This is a genomic window from Actinophytocola sp., assembly GCF_035634895.1.
In the GTDB taxonomy this organism is placed as follows: Bacteria; Actinomycetota; Actinomycetes; order Mycobacteriales; family Pseudonocardiaceae; genus Actinophytocola.
This window is the reverse complement of sequence record NZ_DASQCC010000209.1, coordinates 45537-57781: the sequence shown is the minus strand read 5'-3', so window position 1 is coordinate 57781 and position 12245 is coordinate 45537. Positions and strand designations below refer to the sequence as shown.

Genomic DNA, 12245 nt, shown 5'->3' with positions numbered 1-12245 from the left:
CCGGATGCGGGCCGAACGCGGCGGACGGGTTGTTGTGGTACCCGGAGGACTGGAAGGGTGTGCGCACGACCAGCTCGCCGACGCCGGGGCCGGTCAGGATCTCCCCGTCCGCCACCAGGTCCGCCCGCACGCCGGGCAGCGGCTCACCCAGCGGGAGCGTCTCCCGTCGCTCGTCGGTGGGGTCGAGCTCGTAGCGGAAGCTGTCGTTGGTCTCGGTGCAGCCGTAGATGTTGTGGAAGCGGGAGTGGGGGAACAGGTCCCGCAACGGGGGAAGCCGGTGGGGGTTCATGGCGTCCCCGGTGAAGATCACGTGCGCGACCGACGGCAGCGTGTGCGTGCCGCCGGCCGCTTCCGTGAGAAGCTGGTAGAACAGCGGCACGGCCTGGACGACGTGCGGCTGTGTCTCTTCGAGGAACGCGAGCAGCGTGTCGCAGTCGGCCGCGATCTCCGGGTCGACGAGCACGGCGCAGCCGCCGTGCCGCAGCGTCGCCCAGATCTCGAACAGGCACAGGTCGAAGTTGAGCGGCGCGTAGTTGAGCACGCGCCGGCCCGGACCGACGTCGAACTCGTCGTGGACCCACCGCGTGAACCGCTCGATTCCCTGTGCCGGCAGGGGAACGAGCTTCGGCACCCCGGTCGAGCCGGACGTGGTGAGCATGAACGGGACGTCCACTTCGGACGGTTCGGCGTCGCCGTCCGTGAAGCGTGCCAGGCCGTCCGCGTCGACGACGGCGCCCGCGCCCGCCCGCTCGAACAGCGCGTCGAGGGTCTCGGGCGGCAGCGTGGGGGAGGGGAGCACGACCGTCCGGCCGGCGGCCAGGCAACCGAGCACGAACGTCACCGCTCGTGCGGACTTCTTGGCGTTGACGCCGATGGGACCGGCCGGGAGCGTCGCCACCCCGGCGGCCGCGGCACGCATGCCCTGGGCCAGCTCGCCGTAGCTGACCACGGTGTCCTGCCAGATGAGCGCCGGCGCCGCCGGCTGGCTCCTGGCGAGCCGGTTCACTGCGCCCGCAAGGGTTTCCGTCATGACCACGCGCCTCCTTGGTAGCCGTCGGTCGCTGGCAGCGCGCCGGCCGGCACGCCGAGCCCGTGCCGCAGCGCGGACTGGTAGAGCTGGTGGGTGAGCCAGACGCCGCCGGCGCCGACGCCGAGCAGGTCGACGAGCAGGACGTCGTCGTGGGCCTCGCGGCCGGGGTGGGTGCCGGCGAGCACCTGGCCGAGGTCCGCGGCGCCGCGCGCGCTGCTCGGCAGCAGCCGCCGGTCGTCGACGAACACCTGGTCGACGGTCGCCTCGAGCGGCACGGCCTGCCCGGTGGCGTTGATGACGACCGCGCCGGTCGGGAGCCGCCAGTTCGCCCGGGGCTGCGGTCCAGCGAGCACGACGAGGTTGGCGCCGAAGACCGCCTCGGCACCGCATTCGGCGACGGTGAGGCCGATCCCCGCGTCGTCGAGCTGCTCGGCGAGGTTGCTCGGCAGCCGGCGCGGCCCGTGGACGGCGACGTGGCTGACACCGGGGACGTGGTTGGCGAGCGCGGTGATGTGCAGCCGAGCGGCGAGTCCGGACCCGAGCACGGAGACGGTGACGACCCGTGGCGAGACGAAGAGCTGGGCGGCGGCCGCGGTGAGCGCGGCGCCCCTGACCGCCTTCAGCCCGGCGGCGGGGAGGAGGAGTCCGGAGTCGCTGCGCTCGCCGTAGAGGAGGGCGAGGTCGTCGCCGACGTCGCCGTGGAGCTGCCAACCGCCGACGTGGCGACCACAGAGGACCGGGTTCGCGGTGGCGATCTCACGCCAGAGGAGCTCGTCGACCACGGCCCGCGGCGCGTTGGAGCCGGCGAGCGCCTCGGGCAGCTCGTGGGCACGCAGTCGCAGCAGGGTGCTCATTCGGGAGTCCTCGTTGGTCGTCGTTCCACCGACGAGACCAACGATGCGGGGACCCGCTTCTGGTCGGCTTCTCAAACGTTTCTCGGCGCGGGCAACTCGCCGCGAAGGCGAAGGGAAGCAACCGAGAAGCCGCGACTCCCTCGTTCCCCGGGAACGTCGATCTCGCAGTGTTGATCTCGCGGCGTCGGTCTCTTGGTGTCGGTCGACGGTGGCGCCTTCGCGGCGATCTATCACCGCCGGTCCGGTCGCCGTCGCGGCGGCCGTGGCCGCGTTCGCCCAGCAGCTCCTCACCTTTGCCTGCGAAGCAGAATCCTCTAGTCGCTATATGGATGTCCGGTTATCTGGTCTGGGTCGGCGAGGCCCGGGGGAGGGAAGGTGAGAAGTTCCCACAGGCGCAAGGAGAGGGGGCAGGCCGTGGCCGGTTCGATCGTGACTTTGTTGGCTCAAGGGTTGGAGCTGGGTGGCGGTGCCGTCCAGGCAAAGGCGAGAAGTTCCCGCGGACGCAGGGAAGGGGAGATCGGGCCGCCGGTTTGATCGTGATTCTGGTGGCGGTGAAGGGTTGAGTGGGTGGCGGTGCCGTCCGCGGGAAGGGCGAGATGTTCCCACGGACGCAAGGAAAGGGAGGGCGGGCCGCGCCGGTTCGATCGTGAGTCTGTTGGCGGTGAACGGTTTGAGTGGGGGTGGCGGTGCCGTCCGGGTGGTGGTCAGGCGGCCCGGTGATCGGTCGGATGGGTGTCGCCAGGGTGGGGTGTCTGCTCAGCGGGAGCGTGGTCGCCGGCGAGGCGCCCGCGGGCCTTCGCGAGCAGGTCCAACGTCTTCTCCTCCCACACGCCCGACTTCAGCTCGACGAACAACACCCGCGCGGCTTCGAGGTGGGTCGCCGCGTCCGCGTAGTCACCTCGGGTCAGCCGGATTTCCCCGATCGTGTGGTGGGCCTTCGCCTCCACCATCCGTTCGTGTACGTGTTCCGCCAGCTCCAACGCGTGCACCAACGTCGTCGAGGCGTTCTCCAGCCGTCCCTCCCGCCGGCGCAGCACCCCCAACGCGTACAACGCGTGCGTCTCGCCGATCTTGTCGCTCGACGCGCGCACGATCCGCAGCACCGAATGCAGTGCCTCCCGCGCCCGGTCGAACTCTCCGGCGGTCAGGTGCAGCTCCGCGAGCGTGTGGACGGCCTGCGCCTCCGCCCGCCGGCACCCCTCCTCCCGGCAGATCACCAGCGCGTCGTCCAGCAACCCCCGCGCCCGCTCCACGTCGCCGCCGTCCAGCCAGTGCCGCGCCTGGTTGCGCAGGATGTGCGCCTCCCCGATCCGGTCGCCCACCGCGCGCATCGTCGCCAGCGCGATGTCGTACTTCGTCAGCATCGCGTCGTGGCGCCCGCAGAGGCCGTCCACATGCGCGGCGTTGCGCAACGCCAATGCGCCGCCGTGCTCGTTTCCCGCCAGGGCGAACGCGTCCACGGCGTCGGCGAAGCACTGGTCGGCCTCGGCCAGCCGCGCCTGGAACATGCACCACGTCCCCATCGAGTACCGCATCGCGCCGACGCCGTTGTGGTCGCCTGCCCGCGCCGACACGTCGTGGGCGAGCAGGGTGACCGCCTTCCAGTCGTCGAAGTAGCCCTTCACCTCGAACAACGTCACGCACGTCAGCGCGAGGTCCCAGCACTGCGCGACGAACCCGGTCCGCGCCGCCTGCCGCACGGCGGCGACCAGTGCCGTGCGCTCCGCGTCCCACCAGGTCAGGGCGGTGCCGATGTACAGCGCGGGGTCGGCGTCGGACGGGCACCAGCGCGCCGCGGAGCTGTGGACGACCGTGTAGTCGCCGCCGTACTCCGCGCGGTGCGCCGCGTCGACCAGCGTCAGCCAGCCGCCGAACATCCGCCGCAGTGCGGCGTCGCGCTCGAACGGGGTGGTCGGCAACTCCTTGGCGTACACCCGGACGAGGTTGTGCAGCCGGTACCGCACGCGCCGCGCCTCCGGGTACTCGACGGCGTCGAGCAGCCGCGCGTCGACCAGGCTCTCGAGCACGTCCTCGGCGTCGGCGAGGCCGGTGTCGAGCAGGGCGGCGGCCGTCCACGCGTGCAGCTCCGGCATGTCGACGAGCGCGAGCAGCCGGAACAGCCGACGCGCGTCGGCACGCAGGTTCTCGCAGGTCAGCGCGATGCTGGAACGCAGGGTCCAACTGCGGTGGGACAGCTCGTCGAGGCGGCGGCCCTCGTCGCGGAGGCGGTGCACGAGCCCGCTGATCCGCCAGCTCGGCCGGGACGCGAGCCGCGCGCCGCCGATGCGCAGTGCGAGCGGCAGCCCCTCGCAGAGGCTGACCAGCTCCTCGGCGTCGGCCTCCTCGGCACGCACCCGCCGGTCGCCGACGATCCGGTTGAGCAGCGCGAGCGCCGTCGCGGTGTCGAGCGGGTCGAGGTCGACGTGGTACGCGCCGGGCAGGTTGCCGAGCCGGACCTGGCTGGTCGTGATCACCGCGCAGCCGGGGCTGCCGGGCAGCAGCGGCAGTGCCTGCTCCTCGGCGGTGACGTCGTCGAGCACGACGAGCACGCGCTTGCCGGCGAGCGTGCTGCGGTACAGCGCGGCCCGCTCGTCCAGCGTCTCCGGCACGGCCCGCCCGGCGATGCCGAGGGCACGGAGGAACCGGGCGAGCTGGGCGGCCGGGTCGCCGTCGCTCTCGCGGAGGTCGGCGTAGAGCTGCCCGTCGGGAAAGCGCGCGGCGACCTCGTGCGCGACCCTGACCGCGAGGCTCGACTTGCCCACCCCGCCCCGCCCGGACACCGCGACGACCGGCACCGCGTAACCGGCCGCCTGCTCGGTGAGGATGGCGACGATGCCCGCGACCTCGGTCTGCCGGCCGGTGAAGTCGGCGATGCTGGCCGGCATCTGCTTGGGCACGGTGGCGACGATGCTCGGTTCCGTGGCCGCGCCTCGCCCCGGCTGGTGCTCGCTCCGCGGGGTCCGGTCGAGCTTCAGCGCCGGGTCCCGGTTGAGGATGGCCAGCTCCAGGTCACGCAGCTCCTGACCGGGCTCGACGCCGATCTCCTCGATGAGGACGTCACGGGCGTGCCGGTAGGCGGTGAGCGCCTCGGCGGGGCGCCCGGAGCGATAGAGCGCGATCATGAGCAGTTCGTGGAGGCGCTCGCGCAGGGGGTGTTCGCCGACCAGGGCGTGCAGCTCGGACACGAGCTGCTGGTGCTGGCCGAGCTGGAGGTCGAGCCGGATCCGCTCCTCGATGGCCGTGAGCCGCCGCTCGTCGAGAGCCGTCGCGCCGCGGCGGACCAGCTCACTGTCGAGCCCGGCGAGTGCTGGCCCACGCCAGAGCGCGAGCGCGGCGTGCAGCCCCGCGACCGCGTCGGCGGTGTCGCCGTGCCCCGCGGCCTCCTCGGCCGTGGCGACCAGGCGGGTGAACTGCGAGGTGTCGATGTCCTCGGCGCCGAGTTCGAGCCGGTACCCGGGCGAGACGGTCCTGATGGACTCCGGATGGCCGGCCTCGGCGAGAAGCTTGCGGAGCCCGGAGATGCACACCTGGATCTGCCCACGCGCCGTCTCCGGCGGATCGTCCCCCCACACCGCGGCGATCAACGCGTCGAAGGAGGTCACCCGCTCGACGTTGAGGCCGAGCATCGCGAGCACCGTCCGCTGCCGAGGCCCACCGACGTCCAACGACCGCCCCCCGGCGACGACCTCGATCGGACCGAGAAGCCGTAGCACGTTGCCACCCCAGTCCCCGACTTGATGTGATTGTCCCTGGCCACACAGAACCCCTCTGGATCATCGGTCCCCGAGTCCGTCTCGAAAAGCCTCCTCGCGGGTATGTTCTGGGAAATTCGAGGTTCGGGTTACCAGACGGTGGGTTGTCCGGCTACTTATGATGCTTGTGAACGTCATCGTGTCTGGTCTGACGGCCGCCGGTAAGACAACACACGCGCTCCTGATAGCGAAGTGGCTGGGGTACGACTACGTGTCGGCGAGCAGTCTCATGCTCGACCGCCTTCGCGTCGAGCACGACGAGACGAACACGCTATGGGCAACCAGGTTCGATGATGTGGAGATGCGCCGGGACCAGGGGCCGGTCGACCGGGACCTGAACGAACATCTCAAGGTGGAGTTGCGCCGGCGAGACCGCACCGTCTTCGACTCGTGGTCCGCCGCCTGGCTCGACCAGACGCCGCGATGTCTGCGAATCTTCATCGAGTCCGACGGAAATTCCAGGGCACGCAAGGCCCGTGTTTCACAGGAACCGCAGGGACCGTATCTGTCCATATCGGCCTGCCGGCAACTGATAGATCGTAAAGATGAGTCCACTGCGGTCAGACTAAATCCGCTGCTCGGCACCGATATTCGCCGCGACAGGTCACCTTTCGACCTTGTTCTGGACAACTCCGCGTTGATCCGGGAGCCCACCGTGGTGTCAGCCAGGCGGGGGATCAAGGTGTTTCACGACCTGCTGGTTCATGGAATCACCAGCCGCTTGGCCGCGCCGGCCGGTCTTCCATGAGCTACGATGCTCCGCTATTATCGGCTTGGAGTGGAGGATCGGCTTTGTGGCCATCAATCAGACTGGCGGGATGTGTAATAAAGGACGATCAAGACCGAGTTCTGCTGCTGCACCGAAACACGCCTAAGCGGAAGCATTGGGAAATTCCCGGCGGAAAGCTGGATCCTGGCGAGGATGAGTCGGAGACTGCCACGCGTGAGCTTCGTGAGGAGACCGGGGTGGAGGTCAATCTGGAACGGGAGCTCGGCAAGGGAATTTTTGTCCAGGATGGTTACATAATGGTGTACACCTGGTTTCTGGCGACCATAGCCAGCGGCACACCCCGTGTTCGGGAGCGGAATATACATGATCGTTGCGAGTTTCTGAAGATCGCCGATCTGAAGGCGATGACCGATGAGTTGTCTCCCAATGCACGGAACTTCGTGGAAGAACTCGATGGTGGGCGCATAAATATATAGCTGTGAGGCATCATGGAGATAGTTACCGAGCGAACCTCGTCGGCGGCGCTTGCCGGGCTGATCGCCCGACAGGTTCATGGTGACTACGTCTACATGTACCCACCGAGGCAGGCGTATCGCTCGTTTGTCGATGATGACGCGCGGCGGCTGCAGGACCTCGTATCCAGTTCGCTCGCGCACTTTCATGATCTGAATCTCTACATCCATGTGCCGTTCTGTCGACAGATATGTAGTTTCTGCAACCTGTACGCGGTGAGCGGTAGCCGTCGGGATCTTGACGGTTACGTGGACGCGGTGCTGGCGGAGGCGGCCAGATACGCCGACCTCATCGACCCCAAGTCGGTCCAGACCCTCTACCTGGGTGGGGGAACTCCGTCGATACTGAGCGCCGGACAGCTCGAGCGGTTGGTCACGTCGATCCTGCTGCTGTTCGCCGTGAACCCTGATGTCGTTCCGCCTGAAACGGCGTTGGAGGTCGACCCGGCGACCGTAGACGTTCGGAAGCTGCGAGACATCCGCGGGGCGGGTATCAACCGCATCAACCTGGGGTACCAGTCGATGGTGCGGGATGAGGTGGTGCATTTCGGGCGCGAGCGGCCTGCCGAAGCCGGAATCGAGTTGCTGGAGCAGGCGCTCGGTGTCGGCTTCGACAACGTCTGCGTCGACCTCATCTACGGCCTGGAAGGTCAGACAGATGAGCGCTGGCGTCGATCCGTGAGTCAGGTGGCGGCCGTCGGGCCGCCGACGGTGTGCGCCTACGCGCTCACCCTGCGGCCGTTCACCGGGTACAGCCGTCGCGGCTACGCCGAGGTGGATGGCGCGATGCTCTACCGCCGGTATGACATCGCGGACGAGACTCTGAGGTCCGCGGGATACCGGCGGGAGAATCACGTACGTTGGGTTCGCGACGGCGGTGGCTATGTGCAAAAGGTCAACCACTGGTCTCTGCGCAACGTGCTCGGCCTCGGCGCGGGCGCCCGCAGCTACCTGTGGGATGTCGATCTTCGCAACGGGTATTCGGTACGGTCCCGCACACGACCACTTCGCGACTATCTCCGGCGTGTCGACGAGGGTGGCTCACCGGTCACCAGTGGATATGTGATGACGCCGGAGGAACGGCGCCGCAAGGCGGCGATACTGAACCTCGTGTCGATGGATCGCGCCTGGTTCACGGACATGACCGGCGGGGATCCGGTAGACATCTTCTCGGACGAGTTCGCGGCGCTCCAGGAACTTGGTCTGTGCGATATCGGGCCGAGTCGGGTCGCGCTCACGGACAACGGGGTGAAATACCGGGATCTGATCGCTCAGTCGCTCTTCAGCCCGGAAGTGCGGGAACGAGTTCGATGGTTCGACTATTCCGAGTGATTCAGAGTCGGCGTCGGACCACGTCGGTGACCTCACGGAGTACGTCGTCGAGTCGCTGGTTCGTGTCGATCGTCACGGCGTGCAGTACATGGGTCCGTGCGAGGTGCGCCTTGTTGGCCGCCGCTGCCCGCGCGATGAAGGCCAGGCGTGCCGGATCACAGTGTCCGTCGCGGGACAGGAGTCGCTCGTACAGGCAGCTTTCCGGTGCGGTGAGATGAATCGTCAACGACGGCGAGGGTAGGTGTGCGAATATCTCGTCCAGCAGACGGCGTGTCGGCATGGGGCCCAAGGTGTTGGACAGGACGACTTCCTGATAGGAATATTTGCTGAGATAGCCTCGGTCACTGACGACGGACACACCCAGATCGAGGCGTGGCGCTACGCTCGACGCGTGAACTTCGAGGAAGTCGGCGAGAAAGACCAGCGACTGACCGAGCGGACTTGACGAGATGTAGTGCGGACTGGCTGCCACCGCGCCGCGAAGGGCACTCCCGAACACGGAGTCCGAGAACTCCGGCGCCGGCTCGACGGGAAGAATCTGAGCCAGATGCGTGGCAATGGTGGTCTTGCCCGTGCCCTCGACACCGTCAACGCTGATCCACGTGCCGAGCCTACCTTTACCAGTCACGAGCCGACACGTCCCCCCACGATGTGTTGACCAACCTGGCGTAACCCATCCGTGCAAGATAAGCCCATTCTGCTCGTTAAGATGGAGTGTCGCAGCACCGAGGAGTGGACAGGTCGTGGGAGGGTGGGGACCACATGGCCAGAGGGGAGAACCCAGCGGTGCACAGACAGCTCGCATTGGAAGCAGCCCTGCAGGCATTCGAGGCAATTCAACTCCGCGACGCGATCTACGTCGCGTGTCCGGTCAGCTCCGGTCGCCGGGAGCTCGCGCTCATGGCGGAATTGCGTCTCTACGACCGCGAGGACGTAAGAAACCAGCATGCCGACCGGTGGCGACGCGAGGTACTCGAACCGAACAAGGCCGACGCGGCGAAATCGGTCACGTCGGCGCGATCCCGACACGCCGGCAGGCTGGTGATCAACCCGGCGACCTTCGAACTCAAGGGGCTCACACAGCACGACTACGACGCATTGTGCGGCAGGATCATCAAGTCACACGTCGGTCACCTCGTGCTCGCGGATGGCTGGCAGTACAGCCGAGGCGCCCGCATCGAGGCGATGCAGGCCATCGAGCAGGGCCTCCGCATTGAGGACGGCGTCGGCGATCCGCTCGACGCCGATGAGATCATGGCGCTGATCGATGGTGTCGTGCCAAGCATGTGCGGTTTGGGGATCCCCCGCAGAGCCGCACAGACGCTGATGCCGGACGTCGTCCACGCGCCAGCCACCGCTCTGGCCTAGGCTGGACAAGCCACCGCGTGCATGGCCTGCAATTCGTGCAGGAACGAGCCTTCGATGCTCGGCTCGTGCCACAGCACGTCGAGCATGGCGGCCGCGATGTGGGCGTCTTCTGTGGACAGTGTCTCCTCGCGCCATATGGCGTAGTCGTACAACAGGTAAAGGTCCAGAAACCGACGCTGAGGTGCAACCGCGTGCAGGTAGTCGGGCTCCGACATCATGTCTATCGTTCGTTCACGGGTGCGCCCCCAGCTTCGCCGCCTTTCATCGTTGTAGGGAGGCGGCACTCGTCGGTCGATGTCGCCGTAGTAGTACATGACGTAGCCGCGGTTCCATGCCCGCCATTCCGCCGATCGCCTGCTTTCCCGTACGAATCTCGCGAGTGCGTCGCGATCGCCCAGGTGGCACAGTCCCCACAACAGCGACTGCTGCAGGAACATGTCCTCCTCCTCTTCGAGCAGCCGGTGCAGGGGTTCGCGTCCGTTCTTGGCCGCCCTGGAGAGCAGGTATGCGATGAGGTTGCACATCGTGCGGGCAGTCGTGGTGCGAGCCGCGGCCGTCCGCATCTGGAGGTAGGCGCGGACCAACGAGTCCACCAAGCCAGAAGCCTGGTGCTCCCGTAGTTCGGCGACGAGGAAATGGCGGATCTCCGGGGAGGGATCGACGCTGAGGCACTTCGCCAGACGGTCGGCCGTGGCGGGCGTCGAGTCGTGCAGCTGCTCGACGTAGTAGCGGCTCACCAGGTACTCGAAGAACGAATAGTGCACAAAACGGCCGCGGACACGACCGCCAGTGCGCCACTGGTCGCAGATCTGGCTCAGTGCCCTTGACAGGCATGGAGCCCGCTCATCGAACGTACCTTCCAAATGTGTCGTCACGGGCTGAAGGTCGAACCGGTCTTCGGTCAGAAGACCGCTACTGAAGATGTGCCAGGCCGCGTCGGTCCAGATCTCTCCTGACCTCGCACGCATGCGGCATCCTGCGCCGGCCAGCGCGGTGTCACTCGCCACCGCGAGTTTGTCGATGTACTCGGCGTAGAGGGACGAGACATCGGTGACAGCCGGCAGCCCTTCCTGGCCGAGGAACGTGAGCATACGCGCGTACAACGGACGCGCGACCATACGCTCCAGGTCGGGTGATCGCGCGATGACGCCGAGCAGTTCGGCCGACTCGAGAAAGCCGGCCGTGACCAGTCGCTGGACGAACTCGGTGAACTGTCCGCGAACGGTCCAGGTGTCGATCGAGTAGATCGCGTCGAAGGCGCCGCTGTCGACCGACGCCGCGAGATTGTCCTCGAACTCCCGGCGCCGACACGTCACGATGATCGAGAAGCGGTCGGACAGTTGAGCCAGCAGCTCCGACAGATCGGCGGCCGACTCGAACTCGTCGAGGGTCTCGTCAAGACCGTCGACAACGAGGACCGGGCGGGTCCCGTCATCGGACAACGTGCCGCGCAGGGCATCGGCGAGGTCGCTTCCCGGCGTCGGATACCCAAGGGCGTCGCGCAGTTTGGAAGCACGTGCCGTGATCGCCGGGATGTGCTGTCGGAGACGGCTCAGGAGCGCGTACGACGCCACGCTCTTGCCGCTGCCCGGCTCGCCGAGGATCAGCAACGACGACCCGCTCTGGACCTGGTCTGCGAGATGTGCGACGCCGACCGCCGTGGCGTTGCGGTCGAGGGTGGAGAAGGTGGCCGGGACGTAGAGGCCGCGGTTGTGCAGTTCCGCGATACTCAGATCCAACGGATAGGCCGTGCGACGGGCACCAAGCCGTTGTACGGACCGTTCGGACGCCGCCCAGAGAGCTTCGGGAGACAGCGCCCTGGCAGGGTCGATGTCCCGCTGTGCTGGACGTGGTGCGTGGTTTTCGGCGCCATCTGGCAGGTGGAGCCACGCGATGGTGTCGGTTTCCTTCTCGGTGACGCGGATTCTCCGGTACCCAGCGGGGTCGCTGCCCGGGCTGTGCCGGACCACCTCGGTGAAGAACCAGTCTGAGGCGACGAGCGCCAGCGTGCCGGAGGACGCGGCGAGTGCCTCCTTCAGGGCAGGCGAGTTGATGAGCCGGTGGGCGAAGTTGACCGCGACGCCTACGACACCGTAGTTGTCGTAGTGAACCTCGCCGGCGTGTATCGCCATGCGTAGCCTGATTCGCGCACCATCGTCGTGCGTGTCGTTGTGGTCGCGTAGGGCGGCCGCCAGCGTGCGCGGTAGGCGCTCGACGAGCAGACTCTTCGCGACGTCGGCAGGAATGAGCACGAGCACACCATCACCGACAACCTCGCGGTGACAGTCCGTGAAAGTGATGCCAACTCGCGCGAGTGCGTCCTCCAGTGCACGATAGAGGCCGTCACGCACCTCGATGCGGTGCGGATTGGTCCGGTCGTGGGCGCCGAAGTGCTCGACGTCGACCACGAGCACGGTTCGGTGGACCGCGGGACCCTGTCGGCCCACATTGCTGTGGTGGGAGTTCCCGAATTCGTCCACCACTCCATCCTCGTCGCGGTCATCCGGATTCGCATACTGATGCCACGATGGGGTCATGGCGTGGACTGGTTGTGAACCGAACATGGATGCTCCCAGTTTGCCGACCGAGCCGTCTCCCAGGGACGGCAAGGGCGATGTCCGGGTAGCGTGCGGAGATCATCCCTGGTTTTCGGGTTGGTGGTCCGAT

Annotated in this window: 9 protein-coding genes; 4 read left to right on the top strand and 5 right to left on the bottom strand. The window is 67.3% G+C overall.

The window, feature by feature from the left end; all coding sequences use genetic code 11:
* The 3 genes from VET29_RS31400 to VET29_RS31390 all read right to left on the bottom strand — a co-directional run.
* On the bottom strand, nt 1-1030 hold a 1030-nt coding region (locus VET29_RS31400; RefSeq protein ID WP_324927368.1), incomplete at its 3' end, for an AMP-binding protein.
* Nucleotides 1027-1884, bottom strand: a complete 858-nt coding sequence (locus VET29_RS31395) for a hypothetical protein (protein ID WP_324927366.1) — start codon at nt 1882-1884, stop codon at nt 1027-1029. The genes VET29_RS31395 and VET29_RS31400, both read right to left, overlap by 4 nt.
* A 704-nt stretch (nt 1885-2588) precedes the next feature.
* Nucleotides 2589-5597 (bottom strand): AfsR/SARP family transcriptional regulator, encoded by a 3009-nt coding sequence (locus VET29_RS31390; protein ID WP_324927364.1) that lies wholly within the window; start codon nt 5595-5597, stop codon nt 2589-2591.
* Nucleotides 5598-5763: 166 nt separating this feature from the next.
* On the opposite strand from VET29_RS31390, the gene VET29_RS31385 reads away from it, so the two are divergent.
* From VET29_RS31385 to VET29_RS31375, 3 genes are read left to right on the top strand one after another with little or no spacing between them, the layout of a single operon-like run.
* A complete protein-coding gene (locus tag VET29_RS31385; protein WP_324927362.1) occupies nt 5764-6384 on the top strand; it encodes an AAA family ATPase in 621 nt (206 codons plus the stop codon).
* Nucleotides 6381-6842, top strand: coding sequence for an NUDIX hydrolase (locus VET29_RS31380; protein ID WP_324927360.1), 462 nt, complete (start codon nt 6381-6383; stop codon nt 6840-6842). The genes VET29_RS31385 and VET29_RS31380 overlap by 4 nt, the downstream gene beginning before the upstream one ends.
* A 12-nt stretch (nt 6843-6854) precedes the next feature.
* Nucleotides 6855-8210, top strand: a complete 1356-nt coding sequence (locus tag VET29_RS31375; RefSeq protein ID WP_324927358.1) for a coproporphyrinogen-III oxidase family protein — start codon at nt 6855-6857, stop codon at nt 8208-8210.
* Nucleotide 8211: 1 nt separating this feature from the next.
* On the opposite strand, the gene VET29_RS31370 is transcribed toward VET29_RS31375, so the two are convergent.
* Nucleotides 8212-8838 (bottom strand): hypothetical protein, encoded by a 627-nt coding sequence (locus VET29_RS31370; RefSeq protein ID WP_324927356.1) that lies wholly within the window; start codon nt 8836-8838, stop codon nt 8212-8214.
* A 134-nt stretch (nt 8839-8972) separates the two neighbouring features.
* Here VET29_RS31370 and VET29_RS31365 point away from each other — a divergent pair, with 134 nt between their 5' ends.
* Nucleotides 8973-9578: a DUF4406 domain-containing protein gene (locus VET29_RS31365; protein WP_324927353.1), complete on the top strand. Its 606-nt coding sequence runs from the start codon at nt 8973-8975 to the stop codon at nt 9576-9578.
* Here VET29_RS31365 and VET29_RS31360 read toward each other — a convergent pair.
* A complete protein-coding gene (locus VET29_RS31360) occupies nt 9575-12058 on the bottom strand; it encodes a hypothetical protein (protein ID WP_324927351.1) in 2484 nt (827 codons plus the stop codon). The two genes, VET29_RS31365 and VET29_RS31360, sit on opposite strands and share 4 nt — an antisense overlap.
* Nucleotides 12059-12245: the final 187 nt, after the last annotated feature.